Here is a 17,444-nt window from a genome sequence, read left to right as displayed (position 1 = left end):
CATAGAACAATTAACAATTGGCTATTGTAACAGCAATTATCATAAAAATTTAGAGTAAGTTCTTATCATTTCTATATTCTTATTTGCTGTTATAATGCAGTTATCCAATCCACACTTTTTTGTTTTGTGTAATTATGAATAAGAAACTTTTAATCTGCGGTGCAATCGCAACAGGTCTACTTCTTACAGCATGTGTAAAAAAAGAAGCACCAAAAGAAGAAGAACAGGAACAGGTTGAAGTTGCAGCATCTGAACCAACAGTATCTGTACCTACACAATTAGAACCAGTTGAAGAACAACCAGTTGTTGAAGAACCGACTCAGCAGCAAGTTGAAGTGATTCGTGAAGAAACACCGAATACAACAACTGAAATTCGTCGTGAACCTACTCCTCCTGCAGAAGCTCCTGCTCCAAAAGCAGAAGCACCTAAAGCAGCAGAAAAACCTGCGCAAGCTGCTCAACCTAAACAAAACTCTGGTTCTGCACAGTCTGAAGATGACGCCGTTGCCGCTGCCATTGCTGCTGCAACACCAGCCTTAGAGAACTAAGATCGAAGTTTTATCAAACAAATGATCAAAAAAACCCGGCAAAAGTCGGGTTTTTTATTGTTTCTATGTAAATAAAAATCTGTACCCGACGATGCACTGTTTTTTCTCACAACTATTCTTGTAATTTTTCAGCTAAATATTCAATAAATAAACGAACACGTTTCGGTAAATGCTCTTGTTGATAATAGACAGCATGAATAAGCTGTTCATGCGGTTCAATTTGATCGTCTAAAAATTGTACCAATCGCCCTTCTGCAATATCTTTTTCTAACATAAAAATCGAAAGACAAGCGATGCCCATCCCATGAATCGCAAGCTCCCGTAGTGTTTCACCATTTGATGCCTTGATGTTGGGTCGGATCGTCAGGGGCTTCCCTGCGACTTGGAACGGCCAAGTATTCATATGGGTAATTTGACTAAATCCAAGTAAAGCATGTGCTGTTAGCTCATCAGCATTTTGCGGTCGTCCATGCTGCTGAAGATATTCAGGACTCGCCACCAAACACAATCGACTCTTATAGATGAGTTTTGCATGCAAACTTGAATCGTTTAATTTTCCAAAGCGAATTGCGACATCCGCTTTATGCTCTAATAAGTCAATCACTTGATCATGATTCACCAATTCAATCTGTATATGTGGATAACGTGCATTAAATTCTGGAATCAAGGGAACGATCATATGCAGAATAAACGAAATCGCAGAATCGACTCGCACTAACCCCGAAGTATCTGCATCTAATTTCAGCAGAGAATCTTCCGCTTCGCTCAAATCATTCAATATCCGCCGTGTTTTAGCTAAAAACAATTGCCCCTCTTGCGTCAGCTTAATTTTGCGGGTTGTTCGTTCTAACAGGGTTACATTTAATTTAGATTCCAGACGCTGTAATGCGCGGCTGACACCCGATGCTGTCTGATCCAGTCTTTCTGCTGCTTTGATAATAGAGCCGCTATCTACAATAACAGTAAAAGCCTGCAGCTCCTCAATGGTCGATTTCATTGCATATTCGAATTCGTGATTTTTAATCAATAATATATTCCAAACTCATGCATTTTTCTTCATTAAAATTAGCAGCACAATAGCATCAATTCAAAAAAGAGAATTCCTGATGATTGTTCCCCAATTTGGTGTCGGTACCTTCCGTTTGGCAGGTGAAACTGTCATTCATTCAGTTAAAACAGCCTTAGAGGTAGGATATCGTGCTGTAGACACCGCACAAATTTACGCTAATGAAGCAGAAGTAGGCCAAGCACTCCATGAAAGTCAGGTCAATCGAGCTGATATTTTCTTAACCACGAAAATTTGGACTGAAAATTATGCTGCCGACAAACTAATACCCAGTCTAAAAGACAGTTTAATTAAATTGAGGACTGATGCAGTTAACCTCACACTTATTCATTGGCCAGCACCTGCTCTAGGAGTCGATATTCCTGAATTAATGGGACATTTACTTGAAGCAAAAAAACAAGGTTTGACTGAACATATTGGTGTATCTAATTTTAATATTGAGCTCACTCAACAAGCCATTGATCACATCGGGCTAGAAAATATTGCAACCAATCAAATTGAACTTAGTCCATATTTGCAAAATCAAAAATTGGTCAATTATCTGCAAACGAACAATATAGATGTCACATCCTATATGACCTTGGCTTATGGCAAAGTTTTGCAAGACCCAACCCTGTTAAATATTGCGGCCGAACACCAAGTCACTTCGGCCCAAATTGCACTCGCATGGGCACTGAAAAAAGGTTATGCCGTGATTCCATCATCAACCAAACGTGAACATTTAATCAGTAATTTAAAAGCTCAAGACATTCATTTAACACCAGAACAGATGCAGGCCATTACCACACTAGACAGAAATGCGCGTGAAGTGAACCCACCTGAACTTGCTCCAGTGTGGGATATTTAATATGAAATTCAATTTTCCATTAATTGCATTAGCCGTAGGTGCTTTTGCAATTGGTACAACAGAATTTTCACCGATGGGTTTTTTGCCTGAAATCGCAGCAGATTTATCGGTATCTATTCCTCAAGCGGGCTTACTGATTAGTGCCTATGCCGTTGGCGTCATGATTGGTGCCCCATTGATGACCTTATGGTTAGCACGTTTTCCAAAACGTACATCACTCATGTTATTAATGACAATTTTCACCCTTGGCAATCTGCTTGCCACAGTTGCGCCAGATTATTTAGGTTTAATGGCTGCGCGTTTAGTGACGAGTTTGAACCACGGCGCCTTTTTTGGCTTAGGCTCTGTCGTCGCAGCAAGTGTTGTTCCAAAAGATAAACAAGCCAGTGCTGTTGCCATGATGTTTATGGGCTTGACCATTGCCAATATTGGCGGCGTGCCACTCGCAACATGGGTGGGGCAAAATATCGGTTGGCGTATGTCTTTTGCGGCCATCACCTTACTTGGCATCATCACCATGTTGGCATTATGGAAAGCACTGCCCCATCAGCAACAGACCGAAAAACCGGATGTACGAGCAGAGTTAAAAGTATTAACACGCATGCCTGTTGTTTTAGCACTGCTCACCACGGTCATGAGTGCTGGAGCTATGTTCTCGCTCTATACCTATATCGCACCAAGCTTAAAAGTCTTTACTCATGCAAGCCCCGAACTTATCACTTTCATGTTGGTCTTAATCGGGATCGGATTTTCAATTGGTAACCATTTCGGTGGTAAGTTCGCAGATCAATCCTTAGATAAAACCTTGATTGGCTTTTTAGTCTTACTCATGCTGATGATGCTGTTATTTCCAATTTTAGCAACAACCACCATTGGCGCGGCGATTGCATTAATCATCTGGGGAGCAGCAGCCTTTGCCGTCGTACCACCTTTACAAATGCATGTTATGACAGTAGCTCACGATGCACCAGGCCTCGCTTCTTCAGTGAATATTGGTGCATTTAATCTTGGAAATGCTTTGGGCGCTGTTGCAGGTGCCGCAGTGCTAAATCTCAACCTAAGCTATGCTGCAGTGTCTTATGCAGGCGCTACACTGAGCGCTATAGCGTTGATTTTAGTATTGATACAGATGAAGCTTAAACCTCAAACATCTGCATGTTGCGCACAAGCTGAGTAACACACACTTAAAATAGCCTACCCAAAGTAGGCTATTTTTTAGTTCGCATATAACTTTAAAAAATCTGCCATCAATTTGGTTGCCCATGAATGGGTTTCCACTAAACCTTCATAATAACCACAGTGACTGCCTTTTTTGGTGGTTACCACCACAACATTCGGCAAAGAACGGATTAATTCTTTATAGGGTTCAAAGTTTTGAATGTGGCAAACAGGGTCATCTTCGGCATTTAAAATCATCAATGGAATTTTAAGATTTTCAAATACATAAATTGGATTGGTAGATTTTGCATAACTTTCATAATCGGCAAAACCAGCCATTTGGAAATAAGCACGCTCAAACTGCGCCAGATCTTTACTTTTTAGGACTTCTATTAAAGATGGTGTTGTTGACCATGTTGCAGAATAGGGTTCTACAAATTTCTGAAAGAGCTTCTTGGTCATCATTTTACTGTAAAAAGGATGTACATTTTTAAAGCCAAGCTCAGTATCATAGCCCGGACATAAAGCAAAAGCCGCTTTAAGTGGTGTTTCCTCACCTTGCTCTCCTAAATAGCGGACCAATAGCCCCGTTCCGGCAGATGAACCGACGCCATACAAACTCGATTCGGGAAATTTCTGCTGAATACAGGCAATCTGTTCACGTAAGTCATCTGTTGAGCCAAATAAATTTATTTTGGCAACTGGCATAGGTAAATTGGCATGACCGCGTCTTAAACACAGTGCAATGCGCCAACCTGTATATAGATGAAGATCCCGAACCACTTCTCGCATACTTTCAGGCGTTCCCGTAATCGTATGCATGAGTACCACAGTTGGCACATCCGCAGGTAAATCTAAGCCCAACCATGCAATGGCTGTAATCCCTCCATCAGCCATGGTCAGTTGCTCTATAGCGTCGTATTTAAGCTTCACTTGGCGCTTTTTAATGACATCAAAATACAGTAAATGTGCATGAGTATTCGACAGCCAAGGCGTAGGACGATATTTTTCATGTAGTTGCTTTAACTTCGGCAGCACATGTTTCATTTGCCCTTCAGGATGATAATAAAGCTGTGGTAATTCTGCACCGATGGCATGATCTACAAAATTTAAAAGAGCCTGACACCCTTTATGCATCACATTATTCATTGACCTTACCTTCACCTCGCTTCGCACTACAGCAAATCATTTCAATCTTTTCACTTTGACAAACAAGGCCCATTAAACAAACGTATCTACAAAACCATATCTCGCTAGCAATATTTGTTTGCTTAAGCCTCATAAGCAAAAAGCATGACAATATCCATCATGCTTTTTATCATTCTGTGATGAGCATTTAAAATCAGCAGAGTTAAGGCTGATATTGCGTAATGCGCTCACCCATTTTCGCCGCCAATGCTTCCAAGCCACTTTTCGGACGGAGCATGACTTCAAAATCAATCATCTGTCCTTGTTCATTAAACTGAATCATGTCGATCCCTTTTAACTTTTTCTCGCCAACATTGGCAGAAAACTCAAGCACCACATTTAAACCATCTTCTGAGTAAAACTCACGGTGATAGGTAAAATTTTCAAAAATTTGAATCACATTGGTCAAAATAAAAGTTACTACAGGCTTACCTGGATATGGGTTAAACGCGACAGGTGAACGAAACACCACATCCTCTGCCAAGAGTTCATTTAAAATATTCATATCCCGTGTGTCGAGCATTTCGTGCCAACGTGCAACAGATTTTTTTGTTATTTCAATAATCATGTTTATGTCCTTTTTTTGTTGATGAATCATTTCCCTATCCTCAAACTCCTCTCAAAATGGAGAGGAAGCACGACAACTGCATATTAAATTGAATGTAGTTGTCGTGGATAAGTATGAGGCTGATTAAATCACCGCAGCCAAATCTGCACCTTGACGAATGGCACGTTTAGCATCTAACTCACCAGCTTCTTTCGCACCACCAATCAGATGCACATTTTTTCCATCTGCTTGTAACTGTTCATACATCGCGGTATAGGATTCCTGACCTGCACAAATCACCACATGATCAACATCTAAAATACGTGGTTGACCATCAACGGTAATATGCAAACCTTGATCATCTATTTTGTCGTAGCTTGCACCCGCAATCATTTTTACATCACGGTGTTTCAAACCTGTACGGTGAATCCAACCCGTAGTTTTACCTAAGCCAGCACCGACCGATTTAGCCTTACGCTGCAATAAATACACTTCACGCGGCGATTCTTCAACGTCAGGATGTTTCAAGCCACCGACTTGTGCATAAGTGGTATCAATTCCCCATTCATCATAAAATTTCTCAGGATTGAGGCTACCGCTTTCACCTTCATGCGTTAAATATTCAGCCGTATCAAAACCAATACCACCCGCACCAATGATTGCTACACGTTTGCCAACAGGTTGACGTTCACGTAATACCTGTAAATAGCTCAATACTTTTGGATGATCAATACCATCTATATCTAACTGACGCGGCGTTACACCCGTCGCCACCACGATGTCATCAAAATCAGACTGAGCTAATTCTTCATACGTTGCCGTATGGTTCAGTACCAATTTAATCTGAGGCAATAGTTCTATTTTGCGTTTGAAATAACGCAGCGTTTCATAAAACTCTTCTTTACCAGGAATCGTTTTCGCGATATTGAACTGCCCACCAATTTGGCTCGATGCTTCAAAAATAGTTATGTTATGACCACGCTCTGCAGCATAAGTTGCAAAGCTTAAACCCGCAGGTCCCGCACCAATCACAGCAATATTTTTCACCTGTGCAGATTCTTTAAAAATCAGTTCAGTTTCATAGCAAGCTTGAGGGTTAACCAAACATGTTGCAATTTTCATCGAAAAAATATGATCTAGGCAGGCTTGGTTACAACCAATACAGGTATTAATTTCATCACTACGACCTCGTTCTGCTTTTTCCACAAAACGTGGGTCAGCCAGCATTGGACGTGCCATGGACACCATATCTGCATCACCCGAAGCAAGTACGTGCTCAGCCATTTCAGGGGTATTGATACGGTTTGAGGTGATTAAAGGAACATTCACTATACCTTTTAATTTCTTGGTCACCCATGTAAATGCAGCACGTGGCACTTTGGTTGCAATGGTCGGAATACGTGCTTCGTGCCAACCAATACCGGTATTGATAATGGTTGCACCGGCTTTTTCAATCGCTTTTGCAAGTTGCACAACTTCTTCGAAAGTCGAACCGCCTTCAACCAAATCCAACATAGAAAGACGGTAAATAATAATAAAATTTTCACCGACTAATTCACGCGTACGACGCACGATCTCAATTGGAAAACGAATCCGGTTTTCATAACTGCCACCCCATTCATCATCACGGTGGTTGGTACGTGCAGCAATAAACTCATTAATTAAATAACCTTCTGACCCCATGACTTCTACACCGTCATAACCCGCTGTCTGTGCTAACTGAGCACATTTGGCAAAATCATTGATCGTGCGTTCGACGTCTGCTGTGCTTAAAGCTTGCGGTTTTACTGGGTTAATTGGTGCTTGAATTGATGAAGGTGCAACATTATTGGCTTGATACGAGTAGCGACCTGTATGCAAAATCTGCATCGCAATTTTACCGCCAGCATCATGTACCGCCTGCGTAATCACTTTATGTTTTTCTGCTTCTTCTAAAGAATCTAATTTTGAGCCACCAGCAAATGTCACACCATCATCATTGGGAGAAATACCACCAGTTACAATCAGACCTACACCACCTTTCGCACGCTCAGCGTAAAAAGCTGCCATGCGTTCATAGCCACCCGGTGCTTCTTCAAGGCCGATATGCATAGAACCCATCAATACACGGTTCTTTAGCGTTGTAAAACCTAAATCTAGTGGTGCCAATAAATTTGGATAATTTGACATTTTTTCTCCTTAGCGTGCTGAAAAGCTGGCTATTTTTATCTTCGCTTGTATACGAGCTTTCTATTTCCATCTACGCATACAAGATTTTTGCAACTTGTTGCACTAATTTATATGCGAGATTTGATTTTTATGCAACATGTTGCATAATAAAAAGTACAAAACTATTTTGACTGAGCCATATATGTCTTTAGCCCATGTTTTACTCACGAGCTTACTTGAAAAACCTAGTACAGGAATTGACCTTGCACGCCGTTTTGACCGCTCTATGGGCTTTTTTTGGAATGCGACACATCAGCAAATCTACCGTGAACTCAGTGGTATGCAGCAAAAAGGCTGGATCAGCACCATTGAAGATGACCACAGTACAACCCGTAAAAAAACCTACCAAGTTGAACAGCTTGGACGTGTTGAATTAGCCAATTGGATGGTTGAGCAAAGCCCTCCGGCTCAGTTACGTGAAGAGTTAATGGTTCGTTTACGTGCTGAAGCTCAACTGGGCACAAACGGTGTATTACCCGAATTAGAGCGCCATCTAGACATTCACAAAGAAAAACTAAAAGTGTACCAGTCTATTTTTGCAAAAGACTTTGCACATGCGCATGATGAAGACCGTACTTTGTACATTCATAAAATGATTTTACAGCTTGGGATAGATTTGGAAATCGGTTGGATCAAATGGCTCGAAACCATCATTCCACAGTTGCATAAATTTAATCGCTAAAACAAAAAATAAATAGGAAGCCGCATGCCACACTATACAATGCCCGATCAGCAACAACTGTATGTTCGTGAATATGGTCAAGGAGAACCCATTCTGGTTTTATCGGGGCTGGGCATGCAAAGTTGGCAATGGCATCCTTTTCTATATCAACACCGAAAGCATTTTAAATTTATCATTCCAGACTGGCGTGGATTTGGCGGCTCTAAACTTTGTCAAATTCCAAATACGGACACCATTTCAAGCCATTGGCGAGATATTGACAGCTTAGTTTCCCAGCTCGGTTACGATAAAATCACGGTGATTGCCTACTCCATGGGGGCAACGACCACCATGCACGGTTTAAAATACGGTCAGTTTGCTGAAAAAATTAAACGTTATTTACACATCGATCAAACCCCTAAAATACGAGTAGATGCAGATTGGCAATATGGTTTATATGGCAAACGTCACACTGAGTTTTTAAGTATTTTAGAAGACATCTCGAAGGTACTTGCAATCAACCTCTCTGTGCCATTTGCACAGCAGATGAATAAACATGACCGTCAAGGTCTGGTCGACGCTTGGTTAAGGTTCATAGACTTACAAAATAGCAATCCTTATGCATTATCCGCTTTCCGTATTGCATACCAACAACCAACTTTACAGAAGCTGATGTTACCCTCACAAAGTGTGGCGTATTTATATTGGTATATTCAAAATTATTTGAACCATACTGAAGATTATCGTGAAGCCATTGCAGCACTCACCGCGCCAACAACTTTTTTCACAGGGGCAAAATCGATCCTCTATCCTGCTCAAGGTCAAAAAATTATTGCTGACAGCCTAGCCAATGCAGAGCAAATCATTTTTAAGAAATCGGGGCACACGCCATTGCTCAGTGAACCGGTCAAATTTAGCCGTGAAGTCACCAAGTTTTTAAAACAAGCGGTCTAATAAGACTGAATAAAAAAATAGGCTCAATACTTTCAAGAATGAGCCTATGTTTTATGCAGAAAGGTGTTACTTAAACGTTTGCTTCAAAATTGAATTTCAAATTTAACGTTATTATTACTTTTTAAAATAAGCACTAGAAAACCCGACGATCGTATTCAATTGCTTCTAAATCATATACTTGATAAACACAGTCAAATAAAGGACGTGCCAATTCCCCTTCATCATCGTTCCGCACGATCAAGTAAATTTGGCTAATGGCCGCACTATCCGATAATTTCACATAATTCACATGCCTAAACTGCATAATTTGTACAGATTCAGGAACAATACAAATGCCTTCACCTGCGGCAACCATGCCTAGTGATTGCTGCAAATCAGCTTGAGTGTTAAAGCGTTTCGGCTCCATACCGTATTCTAAAAACAAAGACTTGATCAGCGTTGCATAACTTTGACCATCCGTTGCTGGATAGATAAAAATCTGCTCATCTTTGAGATTATTTAATGCAATCTGTTGTTGTGAAGATAAAGGATGGCTCGAATGCACCGCAACAATTAGCGGCTCTTCACGCAATAGCACACGTTTAACCGCCTGATCCGACACACGAACTCGGCTAAAACATGCATCAACCCGACCTTCTTTTAATGCCTGAATCTGATCAACTGCACTCAGTTCAATTAAATTTACATTTAAGTGTGGATATTGCTGGCGGAACAAATAAACGATTCGAGGTAATAAACCACAGAGTAGCGAACCGCCATACCCAATATTAATGGTACGTTCAGTGGCACTGGCCCGCTGTGTAATGAGCTTAATTTCTTCTGCATTGGAGAGTAATTTCACAGCTTGCTGATAAAAGAAACGGCCAATGGTGGTGGTTCTCAAAGGACGGCTGCCACGCTCAAAAAGCTGTGCACCCAACTCTTCTTCTAAATTTTGAATTTGACGACTTAAAGGAGGTTGAGCAATAAATAGCTTTTCAGCAGCCTTCGTAAAACTCTGTTCTTCTACAACGGCGACAAAGTAACGTAAATGTCTTAATTCCATGACATTGTCCTTTAATGTCGAATTTCTTTCATAATGGTCTTTTATTTGAATATATCAGGACGACACTCAAATCACATCCTTCAAATTCGGTTATTTAAAAGATGTATACACCACATTTATTGTTTGGTCATGCTAATGTGAAACGATTACAAGGTTAACCCGACTTTAGTCTTGGCAATTTTACTCAACTTTCTCACATGAAAAACTACAAAACGTGATTGACTTCATGAAACAATTCAAGTTAATTAGCTAAATCGTTGCAAATATGGAATAAGAACAGTGCTGAGTGATCTAGATGATTTTTATTGTTTTGCCCAAGTGGTCGAACATGGTGGTTTTAGTGCAGCAGAACGTGCAACAGATATTCCAAAATCAAAACTGAGTCGTCGGGTCTATAACTTAGAAGAACGTTTAGGTGTCCGCCTGATTCAACGTAGTTCACGACATTTTGCTGTTACAGATATTGGTATGAATATCTACCGCCATGCACAAGTTATGATGAATGCCGCTCAAGCCGCACATGATTTGGTTGATCATCTCAGTACGCAGCCGCGCGGCTTAATTAAAGTCAGCTTACCTGTTTCCATCGCGCAAAATGAAATGACCAAAATTTTGCCTGAATTTTTAAAGCAATATCCAGAAATTAAAGTGCAAATGATGGTGACCAATCGGCGCGTAGATATCATTAATGAAGGCTTCGATCTTGCGCTACGTGTACGTTCAAATCTAGACGACGACCCGAATTTAGTCATTCGTAAATTTGAAACGATTGAGCAGCACTTATTTGCCAGTCAGGCCTATCTGAATAAATTTGGTGAACTCAAACAGCCCGAAGACTTATCACAACATCAAATATTAAGTATGGCGGATGAGCATCTCGATCAACATATTATTGTGACCGATGCACAGCAGCATCAGAAAAAAATTAAAGTCAACCCAACGGTAATGGGCTCTGACCTATCGATGTTAGCTGCACTAGCCTGCCAAGATTGTGGCGTGGTGTTATTACCCGACAGTATTGTGTCCGATCATGTGAAATCAGGTGCTTTGGTTCATGTATTACCTGAATGGAAAGCTGCACATGGTATTTTCCATGCTGTATATCCATCTCGTCGTGGCTTATTACCGGCTGTACGTGTTTTCATTGATTATTTAGTTGAAAAACTCAGCCAACATGAACACGCTAAATTTTAGGCAAAAAAAAGCTTACCCATGTGATGGGTAAGCGAAAACTTAAAAACTAAGAAACTACAGCAGAATCTGTAATCATATTATATAAATAAAATACATCTTTATTAAATCGTTAATAGCTCTAACTGATTTTCAGAGTTATAAGCAAAACCTTATAAATTAAGCTATAGAGAAAACCTCTTAGTCTTAAAACCTATAACGCTCATACACACTACAACTTATTAGACTAAAGTCAAAAAATATACACTTGTACAATTTAATTTAACTTCAATCCTTTAGATACAGCAGATTCAGGATTAAATTCGCGATTTAGCTTAGATTGCAGGATATGTACCTGTACCTTCTGGCCATGGAGATAGCAACTCAAAACCACTATCGGTTACAACCACCATATGCTCCCACTGTGCAGATAAAGAGCGGTCTGCAGTAATCACTGTCCAGCCATCTTTTAACTCTTTAGTTCGCGCTTTACCGCTGTTAATCATCGGCTCAATGGTAAAGACCATGCCTTTTTTTAGAATTACACCTTGACCCGGTTGACCATAGTGTAAAACGCTCGGTTGCTCATGATAAACCTTACCAATCCCATGACCACAGTATTCACGTACAATGCTGTAGCCTTCACGATGAGCAACTTGTTGAATGGCATAACCTACATCTCCCAATGTTGCTCCCGGTTTAACTGCATGAATCCCAGCAACCATGGCCTCGTAGGTAGTTTCGACTAACTTTTTAGCCGCAGGCGAAACCTCACCCACATAGTACATACGACTGGTATCACCAAAATAACCATCTTTAATGATGGCAACATCAATATTGATAATGTCGCCATCTTTCAATACGGTTTCTTTCGAAGGAATACCATGACAAACCACTTCATTCGGTGAAATACAGGTGGTTTTGGTATAGCCATAGTAGCCAACGTTGGCAGGAATCACTTTAAGTGTGTTGACGATAAAATCATTACAGATATCGTCTAGATATTCAGTGGTCACGCCCGGCTTGACATACTCCCCGATCATCTCTAAAACCTGAGCAGCTAAACGACCTGAAATGCGTAATTTTTCAATATCTTGCTCGGTTTTAATCGTGATTTTGGAAGCTTTCATCTGAATATCCTCAAATTTGAATACACCGAATTATAGACCTTTTAGATTTTTTTTGTTTTATTCAGCCAATATTTCTGCATTTATTCGGCTTATAGCATCCTATTTAGTGCTGAAAATTAGAACAATTGATTTATATCTGATAAATCTTAATAGCTAAACATATTCCTATAAAAAATTTATATACAATAAATTTCTTTTATTTATCATAAATATAAATAAAACATTATTTTATCTGTCAATATATTCATATTTCGTATTATAAAAACTATCTATACGATTTATAAATTTTGCGCCAAAAACGAGCTTAAATGCACTAAAATTGCCTTTTTTCACAGTTCATCTCCCCTTTATGACAAGTCTTCGTACACGGGATATTGTTGCCTTAGGTTTTATGACCTTCGCACTGTTTATTGGTGCAGGTAACATTATTTTCCCACCAATTGTCGCACAGCAAGCGGGTGAACATGTTTGGTTAGCTGCATTTGGTTTCTTGATCACTGCAGTTGGCCTACCTGTCATCACGATTATTGCTTTGTCGCGTGTAGAAGGTTCTATTCAAGTTTTAAGTTCACCTTTGGGTAAAGCAGCCAGCATTATCCTTACTGTCGCGTGTTACTTAGCTGTTGGACCTTTATTTGCAACACCTCGTACAGCTACCGTTTCATATGAAATTGGTTTCTCTTCTTATTTTGGTAACGGCGCAAACAGTCTGCTAATTTATAGCGTGATTTATTTTGCATTAGTGACCATTGTTTCACTTTATCCAAACAAAATTTTGGATACTGTGGGTTATTTCCTTTCACCGCTCAAGATCTTAGGTCTCATTGTACTGGGTATCTCTGCGTTCTTTATCCCTGCTGGTGTAATTCCGCCTGCAATTGGTAACTACGTGGCTGCACCAGTTTCTGAAGGTGTGGTCAATGGTTATTTAACCATGGATACTTTAGGTGCTTTAGTTTTTGGTATCGTGATCGTAAAAGCCATTACTTCACGTGGTGTAACGGATAGTAAGCTCGTCACCAAGTATGCTGTCATTGCCAGTATTATTTCAGGTATTGGACTTACACTGGTTTATATCAGCTTGTTCAAACTCGGTATGGGCAGCCATGATATTGCTCCAAATGCAACAAATGGTGCAGTGATCCTGCATGCATATGTACAACATGCATTTGGTGATATGGGCGCTTATTTCCTATCTGCAATGATCTTTGTTGCATGTATGGTGACCGCGATTGGCTTGACCTGCGCATGTGCTGAATATTTCTCAGAATTGACTAAAATTCCATACAAAGTTTTTGTGTTCATTTTAGTTGGTTTCTCACTGCTGATTTCAAACTTAGGTTTAACCAAACTCATTGCAGTTTCAGTGCCTGTTTTAAGTGCAATTTATCCACCTGCGATTGCAGTTATCCTACTGAGCTTCTGCTCTAAATGGTTTATTTCACCATCACGAGTTATTGCGCCTGTTACCGCTTGTGCGTTTATTTTCGGTATTTTTGATGGTTTAAAAGTAGCTGGTTTCGAAGATGCGCTTCCAAGCTTTATTGCCAATCTACCGCTTGCTCAACAAAATTTAGCATGGCTGATCCCTTCTGTGATTGTGCTGATTATTGCTGCTGTAATTGACAAAGTTAAAAAATAACCTTTTTTGACCTGTCTAAAATCGGAGTTTTACCCGAATGACGATTTTACCTGTGACCAATAATTGTCGAGTTTTACCCAAACTGACTTTTATTTGTCCTACTACAGCGCAATAACCCTAAGTCATTGAACTTTTAAATAAATTTTTATTTTCACAATGAGAAACAAAGCCAGCCCTTTGGCTACAAAATATAATAATAGTTAAAATACAAATACTTTCTGCAAAATACACCGTACACAAAATCCATGATTAAGCCCGATTATGACTGTAAGCTAGGCGGTTTCGTGTCATAAAGCCGATATACCCGTGTTGGTATATATATTGCTTATTCATACATAGATATTATGCATTGACCCTTTTACTCACCAGTCAACACCTTTAGATTCATAATATTTAGTATATGAATAAAATGATTATTCTTATACGATGATCTAACATAGTTTTATGACAAAATAATGACATTTGCTATTGAAATACTTCTAGTTTCGAAGTACAACAGTAGTTCAAACCTGACCAAAATCATGGGTTTTGGCGAAACAACAACAAGGAGGGGTGGAGATGTTATCAGTACATTTCAAAAAGCAATTCTTCATTAACGCTCTGAAGGCAAATAAGAACATGGTGACCTATACAAGCACCACTATTGCTCTCATGCTGACACTACTTATTCAAGGCTTAATACAAGGAAATTTAAGACCTGAATACTTTGCTTATGCTCTTATTGTCTCGGTAGCCTTTTATTTATGGGCAGTCATTGACCACAAATATCGAAAGCAAAAATCAACAGAATTTTAAGTTAGAAGATGGATGAGGCATCATCCATCTTGAAAAAAGAAAAGATGCCACCCCTACCTTCTCGATTATTCAATCCATTTTAAAAAACAATACAAATAATCCCTAAAATAACCAGAAAATCATCAGCCTTTTCTCATGAATTTTCGATTCTATTTAACTTCAAATTTTGTTTTATAAATTCTTCTACATAGCCATCGTCTGCACTTTAAAAGCTTTTAGTTCTTGATTAGCTTCCAATTTCATGCAAACCATTTCTAATTGATATTGCTTTGTTTAAAACCAAAATTTAACGATGACTCCGAAGAGCAATCCGAGTGTTGCAATTAACTCGCCTATCACCAATCCAAGCATTGCCATACTCATCATCCATTTAGGTAAATGCCATTTGCCTAAGACGTGCGGGACTTTAAATTGATTGGTGGTATCAGCTAAAAAGCCATGCAGTACATAGCTTAAAATCGAAAAGCTAAAAAAGAACAAATTGATGATTACAAAGAGTAAATTGAGCGCATGAGGAAGTGCTGAAAAATAGGCCAACACCGCTAAAATGAGCGTCGCTGGGGCGTATAACAAACTGCTCCGATGTGCAATATCGACATAATAATGCGCACGTGCCAGTTCAGACTGCCTTATTTGTGCATATTTCCACACACCCGTGAGCATACCTACCCATAAATAAATCCCACTAAAGACTATCGCAATTTTTACTGCACTCGAAAGTTGAAGCATGTCCATTTTTAATTTACATCCATTGTTCAATTACACGCATTATTTTTATCTGTATTTCTTCTCCAATAATACTTACTTCAAACCTGTTATGACATGACTTTAGAGTCATACTCTTTTCAGGTTTCTTTTTGGAACTTGTGTAAATTAGTGACATCGGAACACATCCATAAAGTTTGAATCATGTCATCATCTGAAAAACTCACGATTCATTGCCAAGACGGCTATTCACTGAGTGCGCGCTTTTATCCGCACCAGACAGAACTAAAACAGGCTTTACCTGTGTTGATTTGTCCAGCTACAGGCATTACCAAGCAATTTTATAATAGTTATGCAACATGGTTGAGCCAACAAGGCTATAACATTTTAGTTTTTGATTTTCGTGGTATTGGTGAGTCGCTACACAGCCCTTTAAAACAATCGACAGCAAGTATTGTGCAATGGGGGCAGCTTGATATCCCCGCAGCAATCGATGCTTTAATCAGTAAAACGCAGGCGCCTAAAGTCATATTACTCGGTCATAGTGCAGGCGGACAATTATTAGGTATCGTGCCAAATTATGACAAAGTTGCCAAAGTGGTTGCTGTTTCTGGCTCTACAGGTCATGTCAAAGATCTTAAAGGTCGCACCAAGCTTTTAGCTCCAGTGATGTTTAATGTGATCTTCCCGATTGCACGCTATACCATTGGCTATGGCCCGACTAATGCGATTGGCATGGGTGAAAATTTGCCAAAAGATGTTGCTCGTGAATGGGCTGAATTTTGTAGCAAACCCGGTTATGTCATCAACGCCTTAGGCAAAACTGTTCAGCATGATTTTCATCAACAGGTGAGCTGTCCGATCACTGCCGTATGGAGCTCTGATGACGAAATCGCCACGGAAGCCAATGTCAAAGACTTGCTGCGCTTATACCCGAATGCTTCGACTCAAATGATTGAGTTAAAACCGAAAGAAACAGGTCATAAAGCCATCGGACATATGTTGATGTTTAAATCGTCACATCAAAACCTATGGCCGATCATTGAACAACAGTTACACGCTTAAGTTTTTGCCACTCAGTCAGTAATCCGGCTGAGTGGTCTTTTTATAATCTGCACAAGATTTTCTATTTTTAGCTTCAATCACCCTGCCTAACACCTTACATAATTTATTTTTCTATCTTTAAAATCTGCACTGAAAGTCCAAGTGTGCTTATTTTCTTCAGCCGACCATTGCAAAAAATGATATAACTATTTTTTCTCAATTATATTCTATTTTGGCATGAGTGAAGCACGACACAACCTCGACAGAATTGATCGTTTAATATTATCCGCATTAAGAGAAGATGGACGACTCACCATAGCCCAGCTGTCTGAACGTGTTGGTCTCTCCTCTTCGCCATGTTGGACACGCTTAAAACGTCTAGAAAATTTAAAAATTATCGATGGTTATACAGCCAACATCAATCCAAAATCGATTGGGATCAATGAATTATTCTTTATTGAAATCACATTAGAACGTCACGATGATGAAATTTTAGATCAATTTAGTGAAACTTTAGCCAATATGCCAGAAGTGGTAGAGGCACATTTAGTCACTGGCGATTACGATTATTTAGTGAAAGTTGCGGTTAAAAATGCTGAACACTATGAGCGTTTTTTGCGTAAAAACTTATATTCTATGAAAGGTATACGCCATACACGCTCTATTTTTGCGCTACGACAATTAAAATCTGCCAGCAGTGCTGACCTTATGATGATTGAGTAATGAGCCAATATAG

At 39.6% G+C, this 17,444-nt stretch carries 17 protein-coding genes; 10 read left to right on the top strand and 7 right to left on the bottom strand.

From position 1 onward, the window contains the following. The first annotated feature begins 134 nt into the window (after positions 1-134). Positions 135-548: an internalin gene (locus tag FTU77_RS12245; RefSeq protein ID WP_180005101.1), complete on the top strand. Its 414-nt coding sequence runs from the start codon at positions 135-137 to the stop codon at positions 546-548. A 112-nt stretch (positions 549-660) separates the two neighbouring features. Here FTU77_RS12245 and FTU77_RS12240 read toward each other — a convergent pair whose 3' ends face one another. Further along, complete coding sequence (locus FTU77_RS12240) at positions 661-1,545, bottom strand: LysR family transcriptional regulator (protein WP_180005111.1); 885 nt, start codon at positions 1,543-1,545, stop codon at positions 661-663. Positions 1,546-1,654: 109 nt separating this feature from the next. On the opposite strand from FTU77_RS12240, the gene dkgB reads away from it, so the two are divergent. Then, positions 1,655-2,461, top strand: a complete 807-nt coding sequence (gene dkgB / locus FTU77_RS12235; protein WP_218947322.1) for a 2,5-didehydrogluconate reductase DkgB — start codon at positions 1,655-1,657, stop codon at positions 2,459-2,461. A 1-nt stretch (position 2,462) separates the two neighbouring features. After that, positions 2,463-3,638 carry an MFS transporter gene (locus FTU77_RS12230; protein ID WP_180026264.1) on the top strand — a complete coding sequence of 392 codons (1,176 nt, stop codon included), beginning with the start codon at positions 2,463-2,465 and terminating at the stop codon, positions 3,636-3,638. Positions 3,639-3,676: 38 nt separating this feature from the next. Here FTU77_RS12230 and FTU77_RS12225 read toward each other — a convergent pair whose 3' ends face one another. The 3 genes from FTU77_RS12225 to FTU77_RS12215 form a co-directional block, all read right to left on the bottom strand. Further along, the gene (locus FTU77_RS12225) at positions 3,677-4,768 is read right to left on the bottom strand and encodes a YheT family hydrolase (protein WP_180055920.1); all 1,092 of its coding nucleotides are present in this window, start codon (positions 4,766-4,768) and stop codon (positions 3,677-3,679) included. A 202-nt stretch (positions 4,769-4,970) separates the two neighbouring features. Beyond that, positions 4,971-5,375, bottom strand: a complete 405-nt coding sequence (locus FTU77_RS12220) for a nuclear transport factor 2 family protein (protein WP_180055919.1) — start codon at positions 5,373-5,375, stop codon at positions 4,971-4,973. Between the two features lie 123 nt (positions 5,376-5,498). Beyond that, complete coding sequence (locus tag FTU77_RS12215) at positions 5,499-7,523, bottom strand: NADPH-dependent 2,4-dienoyl-CoA reductase (RefSeq protein WP_180055918.1); 2,025 nt, start codon at positions 7,521-7,523, stop codon at positions 5,499-5,501. A 181-nt stretch (positions 7,524-7,704) separates the two neighbouring features. Between FTU77_RS12215 and FTU77_RS12210 the strand changes: the two genes are divergently transcribed. Continuing rightward, the gene (locus FTU77_RS12210) at positions 7,705-8,244 is read left to right on the top strand and encodes a PadR family transcriptional regulator (protein WP_180055917.1); all 540 of its coding nucleotides are present in this window, start codon (positions 7,705-7,707) and stop codon (positions 8,242-8,244) included. 24 nt (positions 8,245-8,268) lie between these two features. Beyond that, the gene (locus FTU77_RS12205; RefSeq protein WP_180055916.1) at positions 8,269-9,177 is read left to right on the top strand and encodes an alpha/beta fold hydrolase; all 909 of its coding nucleotides are present in this window, start codon (positions 8,269-8,271) and stop codon (positions 9,175-9,177) included. 133 nt (positions 9,178-9,310) lie between these two features. Here FTU77_RS12205 and FTU77_RS12200 read toward each other — a convergent pair whose 3' ends face one another. Continuing rightward, a complete protein-coding gene (locus FTU77_RS12200; RefSeq protein WP_078188530.1) occupies positions 9,311-10,222 on the bottom strand; it encodes a LysR family transcriptional regulator in 912 nt (303 codons plus the stop codon). Between the two features lie 279 nt (positions 10,223-10,501). Between FTU77_RS12200 and FTU77_RS12195 the strand changes: the two genes are divergently transcribed. Next, positions 10,502-11,416, top strand: a complete 915-nt coding sequence (locus FTU77_RS12195; RefSeq protein ID WP_180055915.1) for a LysR substrate-binding domain-containing protein — start codon at positions 10,502-10,504, stop codon at positions 11,414-11,416. Positions 11,417-11,727: 311 nt separating this feature from the next. On the opposite strand, the gene map is transcribed toward FTU77_RS12195, so the two are convergent. Continuing rightward, positions 11,728-12,522 (bottom strand): type I methionyl aminopeptidase, encoded by a 795-nt coding sequence (gene map / locus FTU77_RS12190; RefSeq protein WP_168378636.1) that lies wholly within the window; start codon positions 12,520-12,522, stop codon positions 11,728-11,730. A gap of 349 nt (positions 12,523-12,871) precedes the next feature. Between map and brnQ the strand changes: the two genes are divergently transcribed. After that, positions 12,872-14,164, top strand: a complete 1,293-nt coding sequence (gene brnQ, locus FTU77_RS12185; protein WP_180007846.1) for a branched-chain amino acid transport system II carrier protein — start codon at positions 12,872-12,874, stop codon at positions 14,162-14,164. Between the two features lie 558 nt (positions 14,165-14,722). After that, a complete protein-coding gene (locus FTU77_RS12180; protein ID WP_078188534.1) occupies positions 14,723-14,959 on the top strand; it encodes a hypothetical protein in 237 nt (78 codons plus the stop codon). Between the two features lie 273 nt (positions 14,960-15,232). Here the strand turns inward: FTU77_RS12180 and FTU77_RS12175 are convergent, their stop codons facing one another. Continuing rightward, a complete protein-coding gene (locus FTU77_RS12175) occupies positions 15,233-15,694 on the bottom strand; it encodes a hypothetical protein (RefSeq protein WP_180055914.1) in 462 nt (153 codons plus the stop codon). 174 nt (positions 15,695-15,868) lie between these two features. On the opposite strand from FTU77_RS12175, the gene FTU77_RS12170 reads away from it, so the two are divergent. Next, positions 15,869-16,729, top strand: coding sequence for an alpha/beta fold hydrolase (locus FTU77_RS12170; RefSeq protein WP_180055913.1), 861 nt, complete (start codon positions 15,869-15,871; stop codon positions 16,727-16,729). A 216-nt stretch (positions 16,730-16,945) separates the two neighbouring features. Further along, positions 16,946-17,431: an Lrp/AsnC family transcriptional regulator gene (locus FTU77_RS12165; protein ID WP_078188537.1), complete on the top strand. Its 486-nt coding sequence runs from the start codon at positions 16,946-16,948 to the stop codon at positions 17,429-17,431. The last annotated feature ends 13 nt before the right edge of the window (positions 17,432-17,444 follow it).

Origin of the sequence: Acinetobacter sp. YH12142, from assembly GCF_013418435.1 — a bacterium.
GTDB lineage: Bacteria > Pseudomonadota > Gammaproteobacteria > Pseudomonadales > Moraxellaceae > Acinetobacter > Acinetobacter amyesii.
Note: the sequence above shows the minus strand (reverse complement) of the source record. Positions and strands in the feature narration are given on the sequence as shown.

Bases quoted from the DNA above. Each gene is read 5' to 3' on its own strand.
- FTU77_RS12245 (WP_180005101.1), top strand. From the start codon at position 135: ATGAATAAGAAACTTTTAATCTGCGGTGCAATCGCAACAGGTCTACTT.
- FTU77_RS12240 (WP_180005111.1), bottom strand. From the start codon at position 1,545: ATGAAATCGACCATTGAGGAGCTGCAGGCTTTTACTGTTATTGTAGAT.
- dkgB (WP_218947322.1), top strand. From the start codon at position 1,655: ATGATTGTTCCCCAATTTGGTGTCGGTACCTTCCGTTTGGCAGGTGAA.
- FTU77_RS12230 (WP_180026264.1), top strand. From the start codon at position 2,463: ATGAAATTCAATTTTCCATTAATTGCATTAGCCGTAGGTGCTTTTGCA.
- FTU77_RS12225 (WP_180055920.1), bottom strand. From the start codon at position 4,768: ATGAATAATGTGATGCATAAAGGGTGTCAGGCTCTTTTAAATTTTGTA.
- FTU77_RS12220 (WP_180055919.1), bottom strand. From the start codon at position 5,375: ATGATTATTGAAATAACAAAAAAATCTGTTGCACGTTGGCACGAAATG.
- FTU77_RS12215 (WP_180055918.1), bottom strand. From the start codon at position 7,523: ATGTCAAATTATCCAAATTTATTGGCACCACTAGATTTAGGTTTTACA.
- FTU77_RS12210 (WP_180055917.1), top strand. From the start codon at position 7,705: ATGTCTTTAGCCCATGTTTTACTCACGAGCTTACTTGAAAAACCTAGT.
- FTU77_RS12205 (WP_180055916.1), top strand. From the start codon at position 8,269: ATGCCACACTATACAATGCCCGATCAGCAACAACTGTATGTTCGTGAA.
- FTU77_RS12200 (WP_078188530.1), bottom strand. From the start codon at position 10,222: ATGGAATTAAGACATTTACGTTACTTTGTCGCCGTTGTAGAAGAACAG.
- map (WP_168378636.1), bottom strand. From the start codon at position 12,522: ATGAAAGCTTCCAAAATCACGATTAAAACCGAGCAAGATATTGAAAAA.
- brnQ (WP_180007846.1), top strand. From the start codon at position 12,872: ATGACAAGTCTTCGTACACGGGATATTGTTGCCTTAGGTTTTATGACC.
- FTU77_RS12180 (WP_078188534.1), top strand. From the start codon at position 14,723: ATGTTATCAGTACATTTCAAAAAGCAATTCTTCATTAACGCTCTGAAG.
- FTU77_RS12175 (WP_180055914.1), bottom strand. From the start codon at position 15,694: ATGGACATGCTTCAACTTTCGAGTGCAGTAAAAATTGCGATAGTCTTT.
- FTU77_RS12170 (WP_180055913.1), top strand. From the start codon at position 15,869: ATGTCATCATCTGAAAAACTCACGATTCATTGCCAAGACGGCTATTCA.
- FTU77_RS12165 (WP_078188537.1), top strand. From the start codon at position 16,946: ATGAGTGAAGCACGACACAACCTCGACAGAATTGATCGTTTAATATTA.